Raw genomic sequence first — 24,613 nt, forward strand, 5'->3', positions numbered from 1 at the left:
TCACTTCTCCTGCGCCTGTGCCTGCTTCAACGCTGCGCTCGGGCTGGCCTTTCCCGTCAGCGAGAGCTGCACCGCGGTGTAGATCGCCGTCGCGGCCTTGGGCCAGTCCGGACCGAGCTCCGCGGTACGTGCGCGTGCGGTCTTCACCACTTCGGCGAATGACGCGATCTGGTCATGCGATTTCACGAACGATGCCGCGACCTTCTCGCTCGAGGGCACATCGCCCACGGCCCCCGCCATCTTCTTCTGGATGGCCGGTGTGTTCAGGCACTGCACGAACTTGCCCGCCAGCGCCATCTTCGTCTTGTCACCGGTACGCGGCACGTTGAACGTCTCGCCGCCCAACGGGGAGACCACCTTCTCATCGGCGGACGGGGTCGGGATCGGCACGCTCGCGAAATGCAGCCCCTTCTTCGCGTTCAGTGCGGGCAACTGCCACGGCCCGTTGACCATCATGGCCGCCTTGCCCGCGACGAACTGGTTGTTCACATCGGCCTGCGACCAGTTCAGTGCGCTCTTCGACATGGATCCGTCGTTCTGCAGATCGGTCACGAACTGCAACGCCTTCGCCGCGTCGGGTGTGGCGATGTTCTTCTCGTCGCCGCCCGCGGTCCAGAAGAACGGAAGGAACTGCCACGTGCCCTCGTAGGTGTTGATGTTGCTCATCGCGAAGCCGTACACACCCTTGCTCTTGTCGGTGAGCTTGAGCGCGGCTGCCTTGAGTTCGGCCCACGTCGTCGGCGGCGTGACGCCGGCCGCCTTCAACATGTCCACGTTGTAGTAGAGACCGATCGAATTGATCGCCGGGGCAAGCCCGTAGAGCTGACCCTTATAAGTTCCTGCCTTCACGACCGCCGGCACGTAGTCCTTCGGCACACTGACACCGACGGTCTTGAGCGGGGCCAGCGCGCCCGAGGCGGCGATCTGCTGCACGTCGGGGTTATCGAGCATGAGCACGTCCGGCAGCGTCTTCGAGGATGCCTGCTGCAGCACCTTCGAGATCAGCGATGCGCCGGCGACGTGGTTGGATTTCACCGTCGCGCCGATCTGACTGCCGCACTGTTTGTAGATCGCGTCGTACACCTTTCCGGTGTCGGTGAAGTAGTCCTCGATCGTGAGGGTCTGCTTGCCCCCCGATGATGAACCGGACGAACAGGCCGTCAGTGTGAGCGCCATCGCGGCGACGGACACCATGGCGACGACAAGACGTGATTTCTTCACGACGAGCTCCTTTGCTTGTGTTCGACACTCGATGCCGTTGCTATGACCTCGTGACTCGGGCTGTGCCGCATCGCACGGCCGCGCCGTCCGTCCCGCAACTGCACGATCGAGCGGAATCGACTGCTTTCGAGTGTAATATGTCACACGTCACAGTACAAGAGTCGACGCCGCTCTCCCGCTGTCGCACGCCCGCCAGCGAGGATCAGAACGTGAAGCCCGTGGGATACGGATCAGAAGGGTCGAGCAGGTACTGACCGAGTCCCGTGAGCCAGGCACGTCCGCTGATCGTGGGGATGACCGCGGGGACGGCATCGCCCTCAGCCCCGACCGTGGTCTCCCTGACCAGCCGCCCGACGAAGCGCGAGCCGATGAACGACTCGTTGACGAACTCCTGGTCCAGTGGCAACAATCCCCGGGCCCAGAGTTCCGCCATCCGCGCTGAGGTTCCCGTGCCGCACGGTGAGCGATCGAACCAGCCAGGGTGGATCGCCATCGCGTGGCGTGAGTGACGTGCGGTCGAGCCGGGGGCGATGAACTCCACGTGATGGACGAGATCAACGCCTTTGATGGTGGGGTGATGAGGAGGTGCGGCGAGATTGATGGCATCCATGATCTTCAGGCCGGCAGACAGGATGTCGTGCTGACGTGCCCGATCGAACGGCAGCCCGACGGCGTCGAGGTCGACCATCGCGTAGAAGTTGCCGCCGAAAGCCAGGCTGTACGACACCTCCCCCAGCGTCGGAACCGAGACCGAGGCATCCAGCCGCACGCAGAATGAGGGCACGTTCTCGATCGTCACGGACTCGGCGTGTCCGTCCTGCACAGCCACTCGCGCGACGACCAGCCCAGCAGGGGTGTCGAGGCGGATGATCGTCTCGGGCTCGACCACGGGAACCATGCCCGTCTCCACCAGCACCGTCGCGACGCCGATGGTGCCGTGACCGCACATCGGCAGGCATCCGGAGACCTCGATGTACACGACGCCCCAGTCGGCATCGTGCCTTATCGCGGGTTGCAGGATCGCACCGCTCATCGCGGCGTGACCACGCGGCTCCGTCATGAGCAGCAGTCGGATGTCATCCATGTGCTTCATGAAGTAGAGCCGCCGGTCGTTCATGGTCTCGCCGGGAATCGCGCCCACCCCGCCGGTGACGACGCGCGTGGGCATGCCCTCCGTGTGCGAGTCGACCGCCGTGAACATCCTGGAAGAACGCATCAGCCCTGCCTCCCGCGACTACGCCGTCACTGCTTCTCGCGAGCCCAAGTACTCCCGGGCCCGTGCCAGATCGGCGCGCAATCGGCGCTCGTGCTCGGCCGAGAGCGGGCCGCGCGGAGGCCTGGTCGGACCGCCATAACTGCCGCCCACGATGTCGATCGAGAGCTTGATCGCCTGCACGAACTCGGTGCGCGAGTCCCACCGAAAGGCGGCGACCAGATGCGAATACAGCTCGCGGGCCTCACTGATGCTTCCCGCCTTCACGAGATCGTAGATCTCGACGGCTTCGCTCGGAAATGCGTTCGGGAATCCGGCGAACCAGCCGTCGGCCCCTGCGACCAATGCTTCGAAGAGCAGGTCGTCGGCGCCCGCGATGACGTCGAGGTCGCAGAGCTCTTTGATCTCGAGAATGCGGCGAACGTCACCGGAGAACTCCTTCACGGCGACCACCTCGGGAATCTCGGCGAGCTTCGCGAGGATGTCCGGTGTGAGATCGACCTTCGTATCGATCGGATTGTTGTACGCCATGATCGGAAGCCCGACCTCCGCAACCCGGCGGTAGTGCTCGATGAGTTCCGACTCGTTGGCACGATAGACGATCGGCGGCAGCAGGAGCACGGCATCCGCGCCGTCCTCCTTCGCGTAACGGGCCCACTGCTGCGCCTGGTGCCAGCCCACGCCGTGCACGCCGGCAATGACAAGGCCCCGCCCACCGACGGCGTCGACCGCCACCTTCACGACCTTGCGCCGTTCTTCGTCGGTCAGCGAGGAATACTCACCGAGGGATCCGTTGGGACCGACGCCGCGGCATCCGTTGTCGATCAGCCAGTCGCAATGCGCCGCGAACCGGTCGTAGTCGACGGCCAGCCCAGCCGGCGCATCCGCGTCGGCTGCATAGGCGAGCGTGGTGGCGACGACGACGCCGCCCAGATCGAATCCGTCAGTCATGGTTCTTCCCTTCCACTGCCCTGGGGCAGGCATTCGTTCGGGTCGTGCGATCGTGCCGACCCGGCGTTCGTAGCGAGCTCGCCGAGCCGGATCGGCATGGCGATCGGTCGTCGATCCGTCACCGCGGTGTCGTCGGTGCTCAACAGCTGTTCGACAGTGCGGCCGCAGACCCGGCCCTGACACATTCCCAGCCCGGCGCGAGTGGTCAGCTTGAGGGATCGCAGTGAACGGGACCCGGTTGCCGCGCGCGCCTCTCTCAGTGCGCCGAAGCGTACCGACTCGCATCGGCAGATGATCGTGTCGTCATCAAGCCACGACGTCCACCCAGGCCGAATCGAATGAGCAGCATCGATGCGTTGCGCGAAGCCGGCGTACACGGCACGTTTGCGCGATGCGGTGCGGCGCTCGGATGCCGACATGCCGCCGCCCGCAGCCGCCGCTCCCGCGATGCCACCCTCGACGAGCGCGAGATCCGCTCCGCCGATGCCGGTCAGCTCGCCCGCTGCGTAGACGCCGCGAACGCTGGTGTGCTGATCGGAGTCCACCTCGACGAACCGTTCGCCCGAGGGCGCCGAGATCAACCGGCAGCCGGCGGCGACGGCAAGCTCCAATCGGGGAGTGAAACCGTGGCTGATGCAGACCGCGTCGACGGCGATCCGCTTCTCAGTCCCGGCGATCGGTCGCCACTCCGGATCGACCACTGCGACGGTCACCGCCTCGACCCTGTCGATGCCGTGCGCGGACACCACAGCGCGCCCGGTGCGGTACGGAATGCCGAACCGCACTTGCCCGCCGACGTAGCCCGCCAGTTCGGCGATCTTGGCCGGCGTGCGCAGCAACTGCCACGGACGTGGCAGCCACCCCGCGGCCACGCGTCTCAACCGATTCGCCTCGAACACCCCGACGACCTTGGCATTCGTGCGCGCCAGTGACGAAGCCACCGGCAGAAGGAACGGCCCCGCGCCGGCGACGACGACTCGACGTCCGATCGCCAGCCGTTCGCCTTTCGCGAAGGCCTGGGCTGCTCCCCCTGTCACGACTCCCGGCAAGTCCCAGCCCGGAAAGGGCAGCATGCGGTCATGCGCGCCGGTGGCGAGAACGACGGCGTCGGGAGTGAGAGCGATCCGTTCTCGTCCGACACCGTCGGGCGGCCCCAGAACGACGTTCACGATCCCGGCCGCATCATGGCGGCTCTCCAGCGACCAGACGTGCGCGTTCATCAGGATGCGGCAATCGCCGTCTTCGAGCAGACCCGCACGCAGACGTTGGAACGCGGACCATTCGTGATGGAGTGCGCCCTCGTTCTCAGCAGGTCGCGCATCGGGAAGATGCCGCCAATACTGGCCACCGAGCCGGTCGGAGGAATCGAGCAGAGTGACGCGCGCGCCCCGCATGCGTGCTGCCCGAGCCGCAGCGAGACCGGCAGGACCTGCACCGATCACCACGACGTGCCTCATGACTCCACGTCCCCTTGCTCGGAACGCCCTCGCCCGACCGACGTCGCGTCCTCCCCGACGAAGCCCATCGGAGCATCGACTCCCGTCAGCACCTCATCACCCTCGACCGCCGCGCGTTGGCATGCACGGACATCCGACACCCCGTTCACGGTGACGAGACAGTCGAAGCACACGCCGATGCCGCAGAACACGCCCCTTGGTCGTGCTTCGCGGGAGTCGCGCAGGCGCAGGACGTCCTGGGCCATGATGATTCCCGCGATGGTCTGGCCGAGAATCCCGCTGACGCGTTCGCCATCGACGACGATCGCGACCGGCGTCGCGGCGCCCGGGTGCACCGCATCCCCTGCGGGAGGCATGACCACAGGACTCACACGATCACCCTCTCGGGAACGTCATCGAGATGCGGTAGCAGAGACGGCCTTTCGGTCGAGAACGGGGCGGCGTCGAGGGCCGGAGGAACGCCGAGCATCAGATCGCGCACCAGCTCGGCGGTTGCGAGGCTGAGCCCCACACCGGCCCCCTCATGACCGACGGCTTGCCAAAGCCCGGGCAAACGGTGATCTGCCGAGATGACCGGAAGATGATCGGGCATATACGGGCGGAACCCGCCGTAGCTGCGAAGAACCGCGACGTCGCGGAGAAACGGAAAGAGGTGCACAGCCTTGGCGGCGATCTGCTGCAAGACATCCACGCGAAGTCGCTCGTCGAACCCCACCCGCTGGCGTGAAGAGCCGAGGAGCATCGTGCCGCCCCGAGTGGACTCCACCACGCTGGATGTCTGCAGGCCGCCATCGTCGGACTCGACCGCGCCCACGTAGTCCGCGCCGTACACCTTGTGGAACACTCGCTGTCTGAGGGGAGCCGTCACCAGCAACTCACCGCGACGCGGCAACACGGGCATCGACACACCGAGCTTCGCGTTGAGGGCTGCCGACCACGGCCCAGCCGCCACGACCACTCGCCGCGCGTGCAGGGTTCTGGAACCCGATCTGACACCAGCGAGACCGCCGTCTCGATCGAGGACGGGTCCTGTCACTGGAAACCCTGTCATCACGCGCGCACCATAGGCGCGCGCTGAAGCGAGCAACGCCTCCGCGGCGACCGTCGGTTGTACTTGAGCATCGTCAGGATAGTAGACAGCGGCACTCACTTCGGACGTGAGCTCCGGCTCGTAGGCATAAGGATCACCCACCTCGCGTGCATCGACGCCCGCGTCACGCTGAGCGGCAGCGAATCTCGAGAGCGCCGAGGCGCCTGCCTCGGTCGTGGCCACGACCAAACCGCCTTTGCGCTCGTATTCGATCGCGGGGAAGGAAGGCCCCAACTGATCCGACAACTCTCCGGCCGTTACACGCCAGAGGCGGGACGCATACTGAGCGAGCACGAGTTCGTGCCCGGGAGGCTTGTCGGAGACCAGCAGGTTCCCCTCGCACGATGCGGAGGTTCCGCTTGCCGGCTGGCCACGATCGACGATCACGACATCCATGCCCGCGCGAGCAAGTGCGCGTGCAATGGCGGCGCCGACGATGCCGGCGCCGACGACGATCGCATCGTGTCCCACCCCTTCACCTCCCAACGCAGCCCTCAGAGTACTAATATGTAACATATTACAGCATGGTCGTGCCGATGAGGCCGTGAAACAGGTCCCGGATCGTGGGTGACTTACACGCTAATCTCGACGACGGCGGCGGCGCGCGATGCCGCTACTATGGCACACACCACAGAGAGGGACGTTGTGACCAAACGCGAAGGGGGTTTCGATCCGTTGCCTCCTGCGGCCAGCCTCCGTGAAGGGGTGGAGTCGACGTTGTCGGCAGCAATAGTGTCGGGCGAACTCGCCCCCGGCACACTGGTGTCGGTGCCCACCCTCGCGGCGCAGTTCAGCGTGTCCGCCACTCCCGTGCGCGAGGCGATGCTCGACCTCGAGAAGCGCGGTTTCGTTCGATCAGTGCGGAACAAGGGCTTTCGTGTCACCGAGGTCAGCGAGAGCGAGCTCCGCAACCTCGTACAGGTGCGGAGATGGTTGGAGGGGCCGGCGATGCGGATCGTCGCCGAACGGATCCACGATGGCCCGATCGCCGAGTTGCGTGAGATCGCTCACGAGATCACGGTCACGGCCGGCAAGTCCGAGTTCACCGCATACCTCGCTGCAGACAGCCGTTTCCATCTGGGCCTTCTCCGACTGACCGGCAACGATCGCCTGGTCGACATGGTCGCCGAACTGCGCAAGCAGACTCGCCTCGTCGGCCTCGTCTCGATGAGTCAGACGGCCGAGCTCCAGGAGTCCGCCGCCGAGCACGACGAGCTGCTGGACCTCTTGCTGGCAGGCAGAGGCGAAGATGCCGAGCGGCTCATGATGCATCACATCGGCCACGTGGTCGGATGGTGGGCGGGGCGAAGGGAAGAGGAACTGGCGGCACAGGGCTGACCCTCGCCGCTCCGCCGAAGCACGCGACTCTGCCGGAGTCTCTCACGATGTAGGGCGGACGGGACTTGAACCCGTGACCGACGGATTATGAGTCCGCTGCTCTAACCAGCTGAGCTACCGCCCCGTGACCGATCAGTCGGCCGTGGTGGGCGCGGACTGGTCGACGACCGGGTCCGGCACCGCCTCACCACGATACAGGCACTCGAACGTGTTCAGAGTGCGCTGAATGTCGTGCGCGGCGATGAGCTTCAGCGACTCGTGCTTCATCGCTGCGAACTCGTCGTCGGGAAGCCGGAGCACGCGCTCGAGCTTCGCTGCGAGGTCGTGCACGTCGTCGGGCGCGAACAGATAGCCGTTCTCCCCGTCATGCACCAGATGCGGAAGCGCCATGGCGTCCGCCGCCACGATCGGCAGGGCGGATGCCATGGCCTCCATCGTCACGATCGACTGCAGTTCCGCGGTCGACGGCATCGCGAGCACCGTCGAGCGTGTGTACGCCTGGCGCAGTTCGATGTCGCTCACGTAACCCGTGAAGTGCACTCGATCGCGGATGCCGAGCTGCTCCGCGAGCTGTTCGAGGTTCTTCAGCTGGTCACCGTCACCGACGATCTCGAGCGTGGCCTCCAGATCGTCGGGGAGCTGCGCCACGGCCTTCACGAGAACGTCGATGTGCTTCTCTCCGGTGACACGTCCGACGAACGTGATCCGGTTGCTCGTGCGCGGCTCGAAGCTCGGCGTGTACTCGTCGGCGTTGATGCCGCAAGAGACCGCGTAGACGCGCGTCAACCCGGTCTTCTGCTCCAGGAACTCGGCGGCCCGCTTCGTCGGCGTGGTCACGGCCTCGGCTCGGGCGAGGATGCGCGCGGCATCCTTCCACTCGGCGTCGATCGCGAGCTGGCGCAGACCGTGCGGGATGTGTGCGAAATCGATGAGGTTCTCGGGCATGAAGTGGTTCGTCGCGATGACGCGGATGCCGCGCTTGCGCGCCTCGATCGACAGGCCGCGCCCGACCACGAAATGGGACTGGAAGTGCACGACGTCGGGTTTCACCTCGTCGAGCACACGAGCGCTCTTGCCCTTGATCGCCCACGGCAACGTGAAACGTAACCAGTGACCCCACCAGCGCCAGCTGGGCAGCCGGTGCATGAGCATCCGCGCTCCCTCATGCTCCTCATACCAGGTGCCGTGCCTTCGCGACGCCGCGGGAGCCATGATGTGCACCTCGTGGCCGCGCTCCACCAGGCCGGCCGCGAGCCGTTCGGCGAAGCGTGCCGCACCGTTGACGTTGGGAGCGAACGTGTCTGCACCGATCAGAATCTTCAGAGGCGGCCGCTGCGTCGCCGGCGTCGGCACGGGCGAAGCCTCGGGTGAGGAATCCGTCCGAGGCCCAGCGGCATCTCGTGAGTCCGTCAAGGAGCCGTCCTTTTCTTACGTGCTGTGAGGGGGTCTGGGCACGTGCGTGGTGCCGGGTGGGATGCATCCGCGGCTGATTCAAGCCCCTAGTCTATGCAGCGCCGTTCTCGCCCGGCGCTTTCGCCGCGGCCGCGTCGCCGTGCGACTTCATGCCGGGATGCACACGGGCCAGCAGGAAGACGCCGATGATCGCGACGACTCCGAAGAGCACGAACGACACCATCTGCCATGCCGTGGCGCCGGCCGCCTCGTTGAGGATGACGATGCCGATCGTGACGGCCACGAGCGGGTCGATCACGGTCAGACCGGCGATGACGAGGTCGGGCGGTCCCGACGCGTACGCGTTCTGCACGAAGTAGGCGCCGAGTCCTACCGCGGCCAGCAGCGCGACAACGCAACAGATGGTCAGGATGTCGAACTCCCGTTGCTCGACGCGCGAGATCACGGACTTCGCCAGCGTGGCCACGAAGCCGTACAGGATGCCGGCGCCCAGCACGTATCCGATGGCATGGAACCGCTTGCGGAACAGCACGAACGCCGCGCCCAGCAATACCAGGACGACGCCGAGCACGATCAGGATCTCGACGAGGTCGCGTTCCGTGACAGGGACCTCCCGTGCGGCGAACGCAGCGATCAGCACGAACGCGCCGACCCCTCCGACACACAGCACGATCGCGAGGATCGAGCGCTTGTTGAGGCGGGTTCCGCTCACCCGGGCGTTGATGATCGCGGTGATGACGAGCGAGACCGCTCCCAGCGGTTGCACGACGATCAGGGGCGAGAACGCCAGGCTGGTCAGCTGCAGCACAATGGCGAGTCCGAGCAGAACAGTGCCGATCACCCACGACGGCCTGGCCAGCAGGAGCTTCAGCTGAGCGAACTGCAGGCCGCCCTGACCGTTGTGATCGGTATGCCGTTCCACCTTCGTCACACCGCGATGCTGGAACTGGGCGCCGAGCGACAGAAAGACCGCACCGACGAGAGCGATCGGGATGCCGATGAACTGCCGGGGCTGCAGGGCGGCGAGGTCGGTCGACGAGGCCGCCAAGTCGAACATCACCCCACGACCCTAACGGCTATCGCGAAGATACCCTTGTCGAATGGCCGTTCTTCCCCTCCGCATCTGCGGCGATCCCGTGCTGCACTCCCCCGCCACCGAGGTCTCCGACTTCGACGACGACCTCGCCTCGCTCGTGCAGGACATGTACGAGACGATGGCAGCCGCCCCTGGCGTCGGCCTCGCCGGACCGCAGGTGGGGGTCGCGAAGCGGCTGTTCGTGTACGACTGGACCGACGACGCCGACGTGCGGCACCGCGGCGCGGCGATCAACCCCACGCTCTGGATCGCGCCCGTTCCGGCCGGCGACGCCGATCCGGAGACCGAATCCGAGGGATGCCTGTCGTTTCCCGGAGAGCGATTCCCGCTTCGCCGCTCCCCGCGAGCCATTCTGCAAGCCGTGGACGCCGCCGGCGAAAGCTTCGAGGTGCGGGCGGACGGCTGGCTGGCCCGCATATTCCAGCACGAGTACGACCATCTCGACGGCCTGCTGTACGTCGATCGCCTCACCGACGGGCACGCCCGCACCGCCGCGAAAGTCGAACGCAAACGCGGCTGGGGCGTGCCCGGACTCACGTGGCTTCCCGGAGTCGACCACCTGGAGGACTGAGCCGAGGATGCCGGTCAGCGGCCGCCCGGACCCGGCCGGTTCGCGCGCAGCACCTCGAGTCGCTTGCGGTACTCCACCTCGTCGATGTCGCCCTGCGCGAAGCGCTCGGCGAGGGTGGACTCCGCGCTCCGGGAGGCCGACCAGGGCCCGTACGCGCCCTGATCGTGCCAGATGGCGCGTCGCCTCCGGGTCACCAGGAACACGATCAGCCCGATCACGAGAATCCAGAAGATCGGAATGATGAAGAAGAACGGGAAGAATCCGCCGGCCCACGGTCCGAACCCGTGGAGGGCGTGAGCTGCGCCCGCCGTTGATGCGCTGAACATGATGGGAGAACCTCTCTGACTGTCTGATGTCCCGGCCCGCGGATCGGGCCGACGGGGCCCGACCTACCGAGCCGACTCCAGACTTCCGGGCCTGTGAGGCGGCGTCATCGGCCGGCTGGAGGCACCGCGCTCCTCCCCTCGGAGCAGGCCGGAGCGCGCTCAGAGCAGACCGGAGCGCACTCGGGGCCGGCCGGAACGCACTCGGGGCCCGCCGGAGCGCACTCGGGGCCCGCCGGAGCGCACGCGAAGCCCGCCCGAGCGCACTCAGAGTCGACCGGGCCCGACCAGCCCAGACTCGTAGGCGATCACGACGAGATGAACACGGTCGCGGGCATCCAGCTTCGTCAGAATGCGGGACACGTGCGTCTTCGCCGTCAGCGGGCTCATGAAGAGCCGCAGCCCGATCTCGGTGTTGTTGAGGCCCTCGGCGACCAGCGTGAGCACCTCCCGTTCCCGTTCCGTGAGCGGCGCTAGTGTCGCGGCCGTCGCCTCGGGCTTCGGCGCGCTAGCCAGACGAGACAGCAGCCGGCGCGTGACGCTCGGCGACAGAAGCGCATCACCCGCCGCCGCCACACGCACCGACCGGATCAGCTCCGTGGGCTCGGTGTCTTTGACGAGGAACCCGCTCGCTCCCGCCCTGATGGCCTCTGCCACATACTCGTCGATCTCGAACGTCGTCACGATCACGACGTGCGATGCCGCCGAAGCCGGATCCCGCACGATCTGCTCGGTCGCCCAGAGGCCGTCCCCCTCGGGCATGCGGATGTCCATGAGAACCACGTCGGGCCGGCTCGAGCGCACCCGTTGGACGACCTCGCGACCGGTGGATGCCTCCCCCACCACTTCGATGTCACTCTCGTGATCGAGCAGGGCGCGAAAGCCCGCCCGCACCAGAGCCTGATCGTCCGCCAGCACGACCCTGATCACGAGTTCGCCCCTCTGCTCGCTGCGGCCCCTTCCGACGCCGATGACGGCGGTGCGCGAAACGGCAGCCTTGCCTCCACCACGAAGCCTGCTCCGAGCGGACGCGCCTCGATGGTGCCCCCGAGCGCGGCGGCGCGCTCACGCATGCCGAGGATGCCGCGACCGCCGTGCGCACCCTCGCCCTGCGGCGCTCCGCCCCGGCCGTTCCGGACCCGTATCGTTACGGCATCGCCGGTGACGCGCACGTCCACTTCGACGCGTGCGCGCGGCGCGTGCCGGCGCACGTTGGTGAGCGCCTCCTGTGTGATGCGATACGCGGCGGACTGCGTGCCGGCGGGCACCAGGGCGATGTTCGCATCACCTTCCGCCTGGAACGCGACGATCAGACCGGAGGCGCGAGCATCGTCGATCAGGGCGGCGATGCCGCTCAGGGCGGGACCGGGTCGACGCGCGTCCGCGGCGGCAGGGGCCTGGTCGGCGGCCTCGGGCTCGTCGCCATCGCGCAGCACGCCGAGCACCGCGCGTACCTCGTCGAGGGCCGTCACGCTCGTCGAACGGATCGACCGGAGGGTCTCGCGTGCCGCCCGGGGATCGTCGTCGAAGAGGTGCAGACCGACGCCGGCCTGCACGCTGATCTGCGAGAGCGAGTGGGCGAGCACGTCGTGCAGCTCGCGCGCGATCCGGAGCCGTTCCTCCTCGGCTGCCGATCGACGCCGGGCGCTCTCCTCCCGCGCCGCTATCCGGAAGCGTTCACGACGCGCGCCCATCCCGGTGACGACGCCGGCGAGCACGCACAGCGCGATCGTCACGACCAGGGCGCGCACACTGGCCTGCGATGGGCCGAAGACGATGGTCCACGTGACGCCCGCGAGGCCCATCCCCGCCAGCGTGCACCAGGCCCAGAGCGAGTCCCCGGCGAAGACGGTGCGGGCGACGACGAACGCCACCGCCAGAGCCGCCGCCGGAGGGCCCGGCGCGTAGGCGATCGAGGGCAGAGCAAGCGCGGCCACCACGATGACGGCCGGTCGCCGCCACGGCGGCACGAGGGCCGCGGCGGCAAGGATGCCGATCGTGACGACGACCGCGCGGGCGGGATCGTGCACGGCGAGCGGATGCCGTGCGAGCGCGATCACGATGGCCAGCCCTGGCAATTGCACGGCCGCGCTCAGGATCGCCGAAAACCAGCGGGCCCGCTGCCTGCGCCGAGCGCGTTCGTGCGGCGTCGGCTCGGGGCCGGTACGCAGCCACGGCGGGTACGGCATCCCCTCATCGTAATGAGAGGGCGTCGACCACACCTCCGCCCGTGGACGACGGGCCGCTACTCCCTGCGGAGTACCCCGCGCGGGCGGGTTCTATTCGAGCTCGTCGGAGGAGATCAGCTGCACGCTGTGCACCCCTTCGATGCCACTGAGACGCTGCATGAGGTCGGCGGCGTTCTCCGCACCGGTCAGCTCGAGCGTCACCGCGGCGGCCCCTTCGGGTGCGGGGTGCGGCTCGGTTCTGCTGACCGCCCAGCCGCCGTGGGTGATGGCCGCGAGCACGGATCGCAACAGGCCCTCGCCGTCCCGGTAGACCACCTCGAGTTCCAGTTGTGATTCACGGCCTCGCGGCAGCACTCGGATCAGAGCGCTGAGGCCGTACACGATGATGAAGTGCAGTGCGGTGACGACGATGGCGAGCAGCCAGAGCCCGGCTCCGGCCGCCATACCGATCGCCGCCGTCTCCCAGACCGATGCCGCCGTCGTCAGGCCGTGCACCGCGCCGCGACGGGTCAGGATGAGGCCCGCACCGAGGAACCCGATGCCGGTCACCACCTGCGCCGCCACTCGAGATGGGTCCAGCGTCACATGCTCCGAGAGCACATCCATGAAGCCGTACTTGCTCACGAGCAGGAACAGGGCCGACGCCGTGCCGACGATGGCCTGCGTTCGCAGCCCCGCGCTCTTGCCGCGCAACTGCCGCTCGAGCCCGATCAACGAGCTCAGCACGAACGCCAACAGAATCTCGCCGATCTGCAGCCAGCCTTGACCCTCGAACAGTGGAATCGACGTCGTCATCACTGTCACGCTAGCGAGCGCCGCGTCGCACGGCACCCCTTGCGTCACGCAGCGGTCGGTGCAATACGGATTCCATGCCACAGTGGGTGGGTCGGCGCGCCACCGGAACGACGAAGGCTCCGTCGCCATCGCGACCGGAGCCTCCTGATCATTGCTCCCCCACTTGGACTCGAACCAAGAACCTGCCGGTTAACAGCCGGCTGCTCTGCCAATTGAGCTATGGAGGAATGCCCCCTGGCGGGGCTTCACTACTTTACCAAAGCCGGGACGGTGGACAAATCCGCGTCGACGCCCGCGCGCGTCGGGGCGGAGGAACATCACTCGCTCAACCGGAGCGCCTCCGCGAGCTGCGACACATACGGATGAATCGGTGCCGTGAAGACCTCTTCCATCGTCCCGTATCCCACCAGCGAGCCCGATTGCAGCACCGCCACCGTGGCCGTCGCGTTGCGCAGCACGCGGGCGTCGTGGCTGACGATGACAGCAGCGAAATCGTGCATGCCGTGCAGTTGAGCGAGCAGGTCGACGACCGAGTCGCGCACCGTCACATCGATTCCGGCAGTCGGCTCGTCGGCCACGAGCAGACTCGGGCCGAGCACGAGCGCCTGGGCGATCGCCACCCTCTGCTGCTGGCCGCTGCTCAGCTCGTAGGGATACTTCTGCAGCACCCCGAGCGACAGCTGAACCGAATCCAGCATGGATGCCACGCGCACGCCGGCCTCGCGCCGGCTGAAGTGCTTGTCGCGCTCGTAGATGGGGGCCGCGACCAGGTCGGCGACCGTGGATCCGCGATCGAGGCGGGCGCCGGCATCCTGCTGCAGGTATCCGACATGGAACGTCAGCCGGGTGCGCTCGCGGCCCTTGAGACGCCGCATCGAATACCCCATGACGGTGGCGTCGCCGCCGGTGATGCGCGGCACGGGGCCTGCTCCCGCCGCTCGGGCGGAGATGATGCGTGCCAAGGTGCTCTTGCCGGAGCCGCTCTCTCCGAGAACACCGAGCACCTCATCCGGGCGCACTCGCAGGCTGATGCCGCGCAGGGCGACGCACCCACTGGAGGCTCCCCGCGGCGGGTACTCCGCGGAGAGGTCGCTCAGCACGATCGGGTCGCGGTACTGCGGTGCGGTCATTCGTCGACTCCGTGGTGCATGACGTTCAGCCTATTAGCGACGGCCCGCCTCGGCTTCTCCGCACGCCGATCACTCCGACCGGAGCGCGGTGCGCTCGGAGTCGATCGCGACGAGCTCCCTCTGGAGCGCGGCTCGGGCCGCAGAGTCCGTGGGATCGGTGCGCTGCAGTCGGCCCAGGGCATCCGCCTTGCGTCGCAGCAGTTCCCGATCGGCGAGGTTCGCCGTCACCGACGCGGCGTACACGGCCGCGCCCGCCTCATCGCGCGCGGGCACGGGAGCCACGCTCAGCTGCCGCACGAGGCCCGCGAAGGAAGCGGGGACCTCGACCGCCACGCGCTCCACCCATCCGGTGGCTCCGTAAGCCTCGAAGCTCGTAGCGATGGCGTCGCGGACGACCGCCAGGGAGGGATTCGCGAACGCCGCCTGCACCACGATGCGGGCACGTTCGGGCGGCACGTGCTGCGGATACTGCAGAAGCGCCATGAGAGCACCCTGTTCGAGTCGGGTCGATGGATCGCTGCCGAGGCTCGCGAGCGACACGTCGGGGACGTGGACCGGCGACTCGGGCTCGACGTCGGCCCGTCCCCTGTGCTGCGGCGCGCTCGAGCGATCGGCCGCCGGGGAACCACCACGCGACTGCCCGGCACGGCGTACAGCCTGTTGCACCTCGCTCAGCTCCGTGCCGAGCATACGCGCCAGTTCGTGCGTGTAGCCGGGCCGCAGGGCGGGGTCACGAATTCCGGCGACGATCGGGGCGCACTCGCGCAGTGCGGCGGCGCGGCCCTCGACCGTCTCGAGGTCGTACTTGCCGAGAGCCTGACGGATGACGAACTCGAAGAGCGGACGCTTGGCATCCACCATGCGGCGTACCGCGGCGTCACCCTGCGCCAGTCGCAGGTCGCACGGATCGAGGCCCTCGGGCCCGACGGCCACGTACGTCTGCGCGGTGAATCGCTGCTCCTCGCCGAAGGCGCGCAGGGCGGCCTTCTGGCCTGCGGCGTCCGGGTCGAAGGTGAAGACCACCTCGCCGAGTCCGCTGTCGTCGCCGAGCACCCGGCGCAGCACCTTGATGTGGTCGACGCCGAACGACGTGCCGCACGTGGCCACCGCCGTGCCGATGCCGGCCAGGTGACATGCCATCACGTCGGTGTAGCCCTCCACCACGACCACCCGGTGCGACCGGGAGATCTCGCGCTTGGCGAGATCGAGCCCGTAGAGAACCTGCGCCTTGTGGTAGACGGCCGTCTCGGGCGTGTTCAGGTATTTGGGCCCCTTGTCGTCGTCGAAAAGGCGCCGAGCACCGAAGCCGACGGTCTGCCCCGTGACGTCGCGAATGGGCCAGATCACCCGGCCGCGAAACCTGTCGTATGCGCTCCCCCGCTCGCCCACCGAGACGAGACCGGATGCGGCCAGCTCCTCGGGCGTGAATCCCCTGCCCCGCAGGTGCGCGCCGAGCGAGTCCCACGTGTTCGGAGCGAACCCGATGCCGAAGCGCTCGGCCGCCACAGGATCGAAGCCGCGTTCCCCGAGGAACCGACGACCGGCATCCGCATCGGCCGCACCCAGCCGCTCCCGGAAGAACTCCTCGGCCGCCGCGTTCGCGGCCAGCAGCCGGGCGCGGTTTCCCGCCTCTTCCCTCGCCGGACCGCCGTCCTCATACCTCAGGGTGTACCCGACGCGCGCCGCCAGTCGCTCGACGGCCTCGGCGAAGGTGACGTGGTCCATCTTCTGCAGGAACGAGTAGACATCGCCGCTCTCGCCACAGCCGAAACAGTGGTAGAAGCCGACCTGCGGGCGCACGTGGAAGCTCGGGCTGCGCTCGTCGTGGAACGGGCATAGACCCTTCAGCGACCCCACACCGGCAGACTTCAGCGCGACGTAATCGCCGACGATGTCGGCGATGTTGGTTCTGGCCTTGACCTCTTCGACATCGCTCTGTCGAATACGGCCCGCCATGGCGATGATTCTAGTCAGCGCGGCGCCGCGTCAGAGCGCGCGGTGGGTGAGACGCTCGAACCACGCGATGGCGGACTGGTCGGTGAGGCTCGCCACCTGGTCGACGATGGTGCGCTTGCGTGCGGCGTCGTCCGAGGCTCGTCGCCAGTCCTCGGCGAACCCGGGATCGAGCGCGTCCTCGCCGCCGGCGAGCAGCGCATCCGCGAGCTCCGTGAGCATGCTGCGCTGCCGCGCGTAGATGGGCTGCCTGGTGTTGCGCGACATCACGAACGTCGCCACGATCCCCTTGAGCACGGCGATCTCGGCTTGGATGCCACGCGGCACGATCACGTCGGCGCCGAACCGGATCAGGCTGCCGCGCGGGTGCGCCTCCCGCGTCGCCCGTGCTGACGAGACCGCGAAGCGCCCGATCAACTGACTCGTGAGGTTCTTGAGCCTGGCCTGGGCGCGACGTGAGCCGTCCCAGTCGTCGAGCCAGGCATCCAGGCTGTCCAGACGGTCGAACGCCTCGATCAGCTCCGCGTGCTCGACCTCGCCGCCGATCCACTCGTACATCGAGCCCACGAGTGCGTCGTGGTCGACCCGGCTGCCGAGCGCCTTGACGTCGATGTATCCGTTGACGATCGCGTCCTCGAAGTCGTGCACGGAGTAGGCGATGTCGTCGGAGAGGTCCATCACCTGGGCTTCGACGCAGCGCACGCGCTCGGGGGCGCCTTCCCGCAGCCAGTGGAACACCGGCTCATCATCGGCGTAGAAGCCGAACTTGGCGCGCCCGCTCGGATCGGCCACCGACGACGACGCCGGCCACGGGTACTTGCAGCTGGCGTCGAGGCTCGCCCGTGTGAGATTGAGGCCGTAGGGGTGCCCGTCGACGCCGAACACCTTCGGCTCCAGCCGCGTGAGCAGCCGCAGGGTCTGCGCGTTGCCCTCGAAGCCGCCGATGTCGGCCGACCACTCGGAGAGCGCGCGCTCGCCGTTGTGGCCGAACGGTGGATGCCCGATGTCGTGGGCCAGGCAGGCCGTGTCGACGACGTCGGGGTCGAGGCCGAGGCTGGATGCCAGTTCCCGGCCGACCTGCGCCACTTCCAGCGAGTGCGTGAGCCGGTTGCGCGCGAAGTCGAGCCCTGCCGTGGGGCTGAGCACCTGCGTCTTCGCGGCCAGTCGGCGCAGCGCGCTCGAGTGCAGGAGCCGCGCGCGGTCGCGGGCGAAGTCGCTACGACGCGTGGAGTGCTCCTCGGGAAGCCACCGCTGACGGTCGAAAGCGTTATAACCGGCCTGCTCCGCCGTGCGGTCGTGATGCCCGGTTTGGTGTGCGATGCCGGGCTCAGCCGCCACTCGAGTTCACCTCCGCCTCGGCGAGAGTCGCCTGCTCGTCGGAGGCGAGCGTGCGCGTCTCAAGCCACCGGTCAGGCAGCGCCGGCGTCTTCGGCGTGCCGGCACGGCCACGCGGGCCCTCCACGCCCTCGCTCGGATAGGGCACCGTCGGATCGAGCGTGCCCAGCAGCTCATCGAGCTGCTGGAGCGACTCGACCGTCGCCAGCTTCGCCCGGAGCTCGCCGCCGACCGGATACCCCTTGAAGTACCAGGCGACATGCTTGCGGATGTCGCGGCATCCGCGCTCCTCGCTCTCGAAGAACTCGACGAGGAGCTCCGCGTGACGTCGGAATGCGGCCATCACCTGCCCGAGGCCGGGGCGGGCCGTCGCGGCGCTCGCTTCGTCGGCGGTGAGGTTGCCGGCACGAGCCTGGAACGCGGCGGCGAGATCGCCGAAGAGCCATGGCCGACCGAGACATCCGCGGCCGACCACGACACCGTCGCAACCGGTCTGCTCGACCATGCGCACGGCATCCGCACCCGTCCAGATGTCGCCGTTGCCGAGAACCGGCACGCTCGTGATCGTCTCCTTGAGCGTGGCGATCGCGTCCCAGTCGGCCTGGCCCGAGTAGAACTGCGAGGCCGTGCGCGCGTGCAGGGCGATGGATGCCACGCCGGCGTCCTCCGCGATGCGTCCGGCTTCGAGGTAGGTCAGGTGGTCGGAGTCGATGCCCTTGCGCATCTTCACCGTGAGCGGGAGGTCGCCGGCCGCCTGGACGGCGTTGGTCACGATCGCGCGGAAGAGGTCGAGCTTCCACGGCAGCGCCGCACCCCCGCCCTTGCGCGTGACCTTCGGCACGGGGCAGCCGAAGTTGAGGTCGATGTGATCGGCCCGGTCCTCCGCGACGAGCATCGTGACCGCTTCGCGCACCGTCTTCGGGTCGACGCCATACAGCTGGATCGACCGAGGCGTCTCGCTCGGATGGTGCCGGATGAGCCGCATCGACTCCGGCGTGCGTTCCACGAGCGCTCGCGACGTGATCATCTCGCTCACGTAGAGGCCGGCGCCGTACTCACGACAGAGGCGGCGGAAAGCGGTGTTCGTGATGCCCGCCATCGGCGCCAGCACGACGGGCGCACCAAGGCGCAACGAGCCGATGTTCAGCTGCGCCGTCGTCGCGGGTGCGGGGCTTAGGGTTGCGGAAGGAGCCATCGCTCACGATTCTCTCAGATGTCCCTGAACACACCGGGGCTGTGCAGAGATGTCCGGCGACTGACGCCCACTGTGGAAAAGCCTCAGGGAAAGGACTGCACGAGAGCCATGCCCACCGGACGCGAACGGGTGATGACGGATGCCGCCGCGCGCGGAGTCGAGGTGCGGATCGTCGAACGCCCGCCGGCATCCTCGTTGCAGGAAGCCGCGACGCTGCTCGGCCTCGAGCCGGCGGACATCGTGAAGACTCTCGTCGTGAAGCGCCACGAGGGCGACTACCTGTTCGCCCTCGTGCCCGGCGGCCGCAAGATCTCCTGGGCGAAGCTGCGCGCCCTGGTGGGCGTGAACAAGCTCCGCCTTCCCGAGGCGTCGCTCGCGCTGAACGCGACCGGGTACGAGCGCGGCACGATCACCCCGTTCGGCTCCACGACCGCGTGGCCCGTGTACGCCGACACGATGGTCGCGGGACGGCGAGTGGCGATGGGAGCCGGTGAGCACGGATACAGTGCGTTCGTCGACGGTGACGAGCTGATCGCCGCGTTCGATGCGACGGTCGCCGACATCACCGATCCGGAGTAGCGCACTTCGCGCGACCCGAGCGGGAGACGCGATCAGCGCCGCGACGCCATCAGCGCGGCGACGCGGCGGGACCGGACGAGGTGACCGGCTCGGCGCCGGGTCTTGCCGCCGGGTCGGCGGCGGGGAGAACGCACGAGTCGCCGACGCAGACGACGGCGTTCGGGTCGCCCAGGGGCTGCAGTGGGGTGCCCGCGGTCATGCGCCGACCTCGTCGGATGCCTGGGCCTTCCCGGCAGCATCGGTGTCCGACGGCGCCGCGGCGGCATCCGACCCGCGCTCATTCCAGACCTGCTCGAGAACCTGGGCGAAGGTCGCCGCCTCCTGAGCGCCGGAGACGCCGTACTTGCCGTCGATCACGTAGAACGGGACGCCCTGAATGCCGTACTCCTGCGCGTCCGCCTGGTCCGCCCGCACGTCGGCGAGATACACATCCGACTCCAGCGCGCTCAGCGCCTCTTCGCGGTCCAGACCGATCTCCGCGGCATAGTCGGCAAGAGACTCGTCACGGCCGACGTGGCCGCCTTCGACGAAGTACGCCTTGAGCAGACGCTCCTTCATCTCCGCCTGCTTGCCCTTCGACTTCGCGAAGTGGATGAGCTGATGCGCTTTGACGGTGTTGGTGTGCTTGACGGACGGGAAGTCGTAGTCGAGCCCCACTTGCGACGCGATGCCGCTCACCCGCTCGAGCATCTCGTTCGCCTGTTCGAGCGAGATTCCCTTGTGTTCGGCGAGGTAGTCGGCGTCGGTGCCGTCGAAGTCGACAGGCGTGTCCGGGGAGAGCTCGAAGGAGTGGTACTCCACGTCCACCGCACGGCCGTCACCGGAACCGGCGAACAGACCGCTCCCCGCCTCGAACTTGCGCTTGCCGATGTAGCACCACGGGCACGCGACGTCGGACCAGATATCGACCTTGATGGAATCACTCACGCCAGGGCCAACGGATGCGCCGCTCGGCATATTCCGCACGCCGGCTCAGACAGCAGACAGGCGAGCGTGCTGCCGGGTTCGCCCGGACCCCACGCTCGCCTGCGCACCGACGTGCGATGCCGCCCTCGCTCTACTGGTAGAGCAGCGCCTGGATCTTCGGGTCGTTCAGGTTGCTCTTGTCATACCAGTACGCGCCCGTGTCGATCGTCTTCGGCAGGGACTTGCCCTTGATGGCCTGCAGCGCCGCCCACACGACCTTCTCGCCGATGCCGACCGGGTTCTGCGTGATCGCTCCGGCCATGGTGCCATCCTTGATGGCGTCGATCTGGGCCTTGCCCGAGTCGAAGCCGACGACCGTGACCTTGCCGGACATGCCTGCCTCCTTCACGCCCTGCGCCACGCCTTCGGCTGAGCCCTCGTTCGCGCCGTAGATGCCGGCGAGATCGGGATTGGCCGTGAGGAAGTTCTTCGCGATGTCGGCCGATTTCGTGAGGTCACCGGCGCCGAACTGCGGGGTCAGGACCTTGATGTCGGGCGCGTTCTTCTTCATCCAGTTCAGGAACCCGTCGATGCGGTCCTTGCCGGACTCGCTCGTCTGGTCGAATCCGACGACCGCGACCGTGCCCTTGTTGCCGATGAGATCGGCCATGTGCTTGGCCGCCAGCGCCGCCGCCTTCTTGTTGTTCGTCGCTGCCGTCGTGACCGGCACCGGGCTGTCGACGCCGGAGTCGAACGCGATCACGGGGATGCCGTCGGACTTCGCCTGTTGCATGTACGGTGCCGCTGCCTTCGAGTCCAGGGCGGCGAAGCCGAGCGCATCGGGCTTCTTCGCCAACGCCGTCTGCAGCATGGTGATCTGCTGGTCGACGTCGGTCTCCTTCGGCGGACCGTCGAACGTGATGCTGGCTCCGAGCTTCTTGGCCTCTTGCTCGGCGCCCTTCTTCACGGCCTGCCAGTAGGCGAACTGGAAGCCCTTGGCGATGATGGCGACCGTGGGCTTCTTGTCTGAGGATCCGGAGGAACTCGAGTTGCCGGACCCGGAGCATCCGGCGAGGGCGAGCACCAGCGCGGTGGCCGCTGCAGCCGTGCCGAGCAGTTTCTTCTTGTTCATGGGACGGTGATCTCCTTCGATCTTGTGGTGCAGGGATTCTGGGTACGGTGTGCTCGTCAGCGCTCGCGACGCCGGAGCATGTCCATGTAGACGGCGAAGAGGATGACGCAGCCGAGGACGACGTTCTGCCACTCCTGCGGCACGCTGATCAGTTGGAGCCCGTTGTTCAGCACGGCGATGATCAGCGAGCCGATCACGGTGCCGACCATCGAGCCCTTTCCGCCGGCCAACGACGTGCCGCCGATGACGACCGCGGCGATGGCCTGCAGCTCGTAGCCCTGCCCGGTGGCCGGCTGCGCAGAGGCGAGGCGTGCCGAGATCATCACGCCGGCGAGGCCGATGAAGAGCCCCCCGATCACGTAGACGACCCACGTCCAGCGCCGAACATTGATACCCGAGATGGCTGTCGCGTCGGCGTTGCTGCCGATCGCATACGTGTACCGGCCCACGATCGTCTTGTTCAGCAGGATCGCCGCGATGATGGCCGTCACGAAGAAGATCAGCACGGCGTTCGGCACGTCGATGCCCGGGATGATCGATCCGGACGCCAGGTCGATGTATCCGGGCGCCTTCGTGAAGTAGATCGGCGAGGTGTGTGAGATCACGAGCGCGAGGCCCTGCGCGATGAGCATCATGGCCAGCGTCGCGATGAACGGAGGGAACTTGAAGAACGCCACGGCGGCACCGTTCACCGCCCCGATCAGGCCGCCGACGAGCACGGCGCCGAGCACGCCGAGCCAGAGCGGCAGGCCGAGGTTCTCGATGAACACGCCCGACATCACCGCGCAGAGGCTCATGCCGGTGCCGATCGACAGGTCGATGCCACCGGTGATGATCACGAACGTGGTGCCGACCGCCAGCAGCCCGACGACCACCGTGGAGACGAGCACGTTGTTGACGAGGTTGTCGTACGTGAAGAAGACATCGCTCGTGAGCGAGAAGAAGATCACGATCACGATCAGGCTCGCGAATGCGAGCAGCTGCTGCAGACCGGCGCGGAGCCGGCCTCGGTTCAGAGCCGGCGCCTGTGCGCCCTGCACGGCGGTCTGTGTCATCGGGTTCCTGCTTCCTGCATTTCGGCTTCGGGGGTTTCGTCGACGGCACCGAGCACGTCGGGGCGCAGCGTGGCGTAGTGCATGATCGACTCCTGATCGGCCTCATCGGCAGCGAGCAACGCAGTGAGCCGGCCCTCGCACATCACGGCCACTCGATGAGACATGCGCAGCACCTCGGGGAGCTCGGACGAGATCATGATGATCGCCTTCCCCTCCGCGGCGAGGCGATTGAGGAGCTGGTAGATCTCCTCCTTGGCGCCGACGTCGATGCCGCGCGTCGGCTCGTCGAAGATCAGCACATCGCAGTCCTTGACGAGCCATTTGGCGATGACGACCTTCTGCTGATTCCCACCCGAGAGGTTCTGCACCGTCTGATCGATCGACGGCGTCTTGATGCGTAGGGTTTCCACCATCTCGCGGGCGGTCACGCGGATCGCGTTGTCCTTCATGAAAACGCCGAGGCCGACGTATTTCGTCAGCGAGCTGAGCGCCACATTGAATCCCACGCGCTGATCCAGGAGCAGGCCGAAGCGCTTGCGGTCCTCCGAGAGATAGCCGATCCCGTTGGCGGCGGCCACGGAGGGATTCGGCAGCCGCACGCTCGTGCCCTTCAGCTCGATCTCGCCCGCGCTGTGCCGGTCGGCGCCGACGATCGCGCGCGCGACCTCGGTGCGGCCGGCACCCATGAGCCCGGCGAAACCGAGGATCTCTCCTCGATGCAACTCGAACGAGACGTCATGCAGCAGTTCCTTCGTGCTCAGCCCGCGCACCGCGAGCACCACCTCGTCGGTACCGTGCTCGGTCTCGGGGCGTACGTTCTCTTTCAACTCACGTCCGACCATGAGCGAGATGACCTCGCGCATCGTCGTCTCCGACGTGGTGAGCGTGTCGATGTAGCGGCCGTCGCGGATGACCTCGATCCGGTCGCTGATGGCCTTCAACTCGTCCATACGGTGCGAGATGTAGATCACGCCGGTCTCGGGAGTGCGGAAACGTCGGATGAGATCGTGCAACACCGCAACCTCGGCGTCGTTCAGCGCCGCCGTCGGCTCGTCCATGATCAGGACGCGCGCATCATAGGAGAGCGCCTTGGCGATCTCCACCATCTGTTGTTTGGCGACGGTGAGCTCCGACACCTTCTGTCGCGGATCGAGCGGCAGCTCGAGCCGCTCGAACAACGCGGACGCGGCCTCGTTCAGCCGCTTCTCCGAGAGTAGGAAATCACCCCACCGCGGCTCCCGGCCGATGTAGATGTTCTGTGCGACCGTGAGATCGGGCATCAGGTTGAACTCCTGATGGATGATCGACACACCCAGCTCCTGCGCGTGTTTCGGCCCGGAGATCTCGACCTCCTCACCGTCGAGGAGAAAGCGACCCGAGTCCGGCGTGTAGACGCCGGCGAGCAGCTTCATGAGTGTCGACTTTCCCGCACCGTTCTCCCCGACTAGCGCGAGCACTTCGCCCTTGCGCAGCTCGAGGTGCATCTGGTCGAGCGCCTTGACGCCCGGGAACTCCTTGCTCACCCCGGAGACCTGGAGCAGATAATCGCCGCTCATCGGACCGCGCGCGTTCGTGCCATCGCCGCTCGGGTTGCTCACGTACGGTTCCTCTCCATCGGGGTCACCCGTGAGTGTAAACATCGGATGTCTGGCGTGTCAACGTCAAACATCC

The 24,613-nt window shown here is 67.4% G+C and carries 24 protein-coding genes and 2 tRNA genes; 3 read left to right on the plus strand and 23 right to left on the minus strand.

Translation table 11 applies throughout. The annotated features are described in order from the left end of the window. The 6 genes from H623_RS0103425 to H623_RS0103450 form a co-directional block, all read right to left on the minus strand. Positions 1 to 1,221, minus strand: a complete 1,221-nt coding sequence (locus tag H623_RS0103425) for a sugar ABC transporter substrate-binding protein (protein WP_026939868.1) — start codon at positions 1,219 to 1,221, stop codon at positions 1 to 3. A gap of 202 nt (positions 1,222 to 1,423) precedes the next feature. Next, positions 1,424 to 2,437, minus strand: coding sequence for a proline racemase family protein (locus H623_RS0103430; RefSeq protein WP_022899549.1), 1,014 nt, complete (start codon positions 2,435 to 2,437; stop codon positions 1,424 to 1,426). Between the two features lie 18 nt (positions 2,438 to 2,455). Continuing rightward, positions 2,456 to 3,385 (minus strand): dihydrodipicolinate synthase family protein, encoded by a 930-nt coding sequence (locus tag H623_RS0103435; RefSeq protein WP_022899550.1) that lies wholly within the window; start codon positions 3,383 to 3,385, stop codon positions 2,456 to 2,458. Then, positions 3,382 to 4,842: an NAD(P)/FAD-dependent oxidoreductase gene (locus tag H623_RS17530; protein ID WP_022899551.1), complete on the minus strand. Its 1,461-nt coding sequence runs from the start codon at positions 4,840 to 4,842 to the stop codon at positions 3,382 to 3,384. The genes H623_RS0103435 and H623_RS17530 overlap by 4 nt, the downstream gene beginning before the upstream one ends. Next, positions 4,839 to 5,213 carry a (2Fe-2S)-binding protein gene (locus H623_RS17535; RefSeq protein WP_022899552.1) on the minus strand — a complete coding sequence of 125 codons (375 nt, stop codon included), beginning with the start codon at positions 5,211 to 5,213 and terminating at the stop codon, positions 4,839 to 4,841. Before H623_RS17535 ends, H623_RS17530 begins: the two co-directional genes overlap by 4 nt. Beyond that, positions 5,210 to 6,403, minus strand: a complete 1,194-nt coding sequence (locus H623_RS0103450) for an NAD(P)/FAD-dependent oxidoreductase (RefSeq protein WP_022899553.1) — start codon at positions 6,401 to 6,403, stop codon at positions 5,210 to 5,212. Before H623_RS0103450 ends, H623_RS17535 begins: the two co-directional genes overlap by 4 nt. 174 nt (positions 6,404 to 6,577) lie before the next feature. Here H623_RS0103450 and H623_RS0103455 point away from each other — a divergent pair, with 174 nt between their 5' ends. Then, positions 6,578 to 7,270, plus strand: coding sequence for a GntR family transcriptional regulator (locus H623_RS0103455; protein ID WP_022899554.1), 693 nt, complete (start codon positions 6,578 to 6,580; stop codon positions 7,268 to 7,270). Between the two features lie 50 nt (positions 7,271 to 7,320). Here H623_RS0103455 and H623_RS0103460 read toward each other — a convergent pair. The 3 genes from H623_RS0103460 to H623_RS0103470 form a co-directional block, all read right to left on the minus strand. Continuing rightward, positions 7,321 to 7,394: transfer RNA gene (locus H623_RS0103460), tRNA-Ile, on the minus strand. Between the two features lie 8 nt (positions 7,395 to 7,402). Continuing rightward, entirely contained in the window at positions 7,403 to 8,623 is a 1,221-nt protein-coding gene (locus tag H623_RS0103465) for a glycosyltransferase (protein WP_022899555.1), read from the minus strand. Between the two features lie 151 nt (positions 8,624 to 8,774). Further along, complete coding sequence (locus tag H623_RS0103470) at positions 8,775 to 9,740, minus strand: DMT family transporter (protein WP_022899556.1); 966 nt, start codon at positions 9,738 to 9,740, stop codon at positions 8,775 to 8,777. 43 nt (positions 9,741 to 9,783) lie between these two features. On the opposite strand from H623_RS0103470, the gene def reads away from it, so the two are divergent. Next, positions 9,784 to 10,350 (plus strand): peptide deformylase, encoded by a 567-nt coding sequence (def, locus tag H623_RS0103475; RefSeq protein ID WP_022899557.1) that lies wholly within the window; start codon positions 9,784 to 9,786, stop codon positions 10,348 to 10,350. A gap of 14 nt (positions 10,351 to 10,364) precedes the next feature. On the opposite strand, the gene H623_RS17540 is transcribed toward def, so the two are convergent. From H623_RS17540 to dusB, 9 genes are all read right to left on the minus strand, one after another. After that, complete coding sequence (locus H623_RS17540) at positions 10,365 to 10,676, minus strand: SHOCT domain-containing protein (RefSeq protein ID WP_022899558.1); 312 nt, start codon at positions 10,674 to 10,676, stop codon at positions 10,365 to 10,367. Positions 10,677 to 10,940: 264 nt separating this feature from the next. Further along, positions 10,941 to 11,603: a response regulator gene (locus tag H623_RS0103485; protein ID WP_022899559.1), complete on the minus strand. Its 663-nt coding sequence runs from the start codon at positions 11,601 to 11,603 to the stop codon at positions 10,941 to 10,943. Beyond that, complete coding sequence (locus H623_RS17545; RefSeq protein ID WP_022899560.1) at positions 11,600 to 12,862, minus strand: sensor histidine kinase; 1,263 nt, start codon at positions 12,860 to 12,862, stop codon at positions 11,600 to 11,602. Before H623_RS17545 ends, H623_RS0103485 begins: the two co-directional genes overlap by 4 nt. A gap of 90 nt (positions 12,863 to 12,952) precedes the next feature. Continuing rightward, positions 12,953 to 13,657, minus strand: coding sequence for an MgtC/SapB family protein (locus H623_RS0103495; protein ID WP_211217962.1), 705 nt, complete (start codon positions 13,655 to 13,657; stop codon positions 12,953 to 12,955). A 154-nt stretch (positions 13,658 to 13,811) separates the two neighbouring features. After that, positions 13,812 to 13,884: transfer RNA gene (locus tag H623_RS0103500), tRNA-Asn, on the minus strand. Positions 13,885 to 13,974: 90 nt separating this feature from the next. Next, positions 13,975 to 14,787, minus strand: coding sequence for an ATP-binding cassette domain-containing protein (locus H623_RS0103505; RefSeq protein ID WP_022899562.1), 813 nt, complete (start codon positions 14,785 to 14,787; stop codon positions 13,975 to 13,977). A gap of 69 nt (positions 14,788 to 14,856) precedes the next feature. Beyond that, complete coding sequence (gene dnaG, locus H623_RS0103510) at positions 14,857 to 16,743, minus strand: DNA primase (protein ID WP_022899563.1); 1,887 nt, start codon at positions 16,741 to 16,743, stop codon at positions 14,857 to 14,859. Between the two features lie 30 nt (positions 16,744 to 16,773). Further along, complete coding sequence (locus H623_RS0103515) at positions 16,774 to 18,060, minus strand: deoxyguanosinetriphosphate triphosphohydrolase (protein ID WP_026939873.1); 1,287 nt, start codon at positions 18,058 to 18,060, stop codon at positions 16,774 to 16,776. Positions 18,061 to 18,067: 7 nt separating this feature from the next. Beyond that, positions 18,068 to 19,270 carry a tRNA dihydrouridine synthase DusB gene (gene dusB, locus H623_RS0103520; protein WP_022899565.1) on the minus strand — a complete coding sequence of 401 codons (1,203 nt, stop codon included), beginning with the start codon at positions 19,268 to 19,270 and terminating at the stop codon, positions 18,068 to 18,070. A gap of 108 nt (positions 19,271 to 19,378) precedes the next feature. On the opposite strand from dusB, the gene H623_RS0103525 reads away from it, so the two are divergent. Continuing rightward, positions 19,379 to 19,849, plus strand: coding sequence for an aminoacyl-tRNA deacylase (locus H623_RS0103525; protein WP_022899566.1), 471 nt, complete (start codon positions 19,379 to 19,381; stop codon positions 19,847 to 19,849). Positions 19,850 to 19,898: 49 nt separating this feature from the next. On the opposite strand, the gene H623_RS21650 is transcribed toward H623_RS0103525, so the two are convergent. From H623_RS21650 to H623_RS17555, 5 genes are all read right to left on the minus strand, one after another. After that, positions 19,899 to 20,048 carry a hypothetical protein gene (locus H623_RS21650; RefSeq protein ID WP_022899567.1) on the minus strand — a complete coding sequence of 50 codons (150 nt, stop codon included), beginning with the start codon at positions 20,046 to 20,048 and terminating at the stop codon, positions 19,899 to 19,901. Further along, entirely contained in the window at positions 20,045 to 20,776 is a 732-nt protein-coding gene (locus H623_RS17550) for a DsbA family oxidoreductase (RefSeq protein ID WP_022899568.1), read from the minus strand. Before H623_RS17550 ends, H623_RS21650 begins: the two co-directional genes overlap by 4 nt. A gap of 130 nt (positions 20,777 to 20,906) precedes the next feature. Beyond that, a complete protein-coding gene (locus tag H623_RS0103540) occupies positions 20,907 to 21,887 on the minus strand; it encodes an ABC transporter substrate-binding protein (protein ID WP_022899569.1) in 981 nt (326 codons plus the stop codon). Positions 21,888 to 21,943: 56 nt separating this feature from the next. Further along, complete coding sequence (locus H623_RS0103545) at positions 21,944 to 22,942, minus strand: ABC transporter permease (RefSeq protein WP_022899570.1); 999 nt, start codon at positions 22,940 to 22,942, stop codon at positions 21,944 to 21,946. Beyond that, positions 22,939 to 24,540: a sugar ABC transporter ATP-binding protein gene (locus H623_RS17555; protein WP_022899571.1), complete on the minus strand. Its 1,602-nt coding sequence runs from the start codon at positions 24,538 to 24,540 to the stop codon at positions 22,939 to 22,941. The genes H623_RS0103545 and H623_RS17555 overlap by 4 nt, the downstream gene beginning before the upstream one ends. Positions 24,541 to 24,613: the final 73 nt, after the last annotated feature.

Source organism: Humibacter albus DSM 18994, assembly GCF_000421825.1.
Classification (GTDB): Bacteria; Actinomycetota; Actinomycetes; order Actinomycetales; family Microbacteriaceae; genus Humibacter; species Humibacter albus.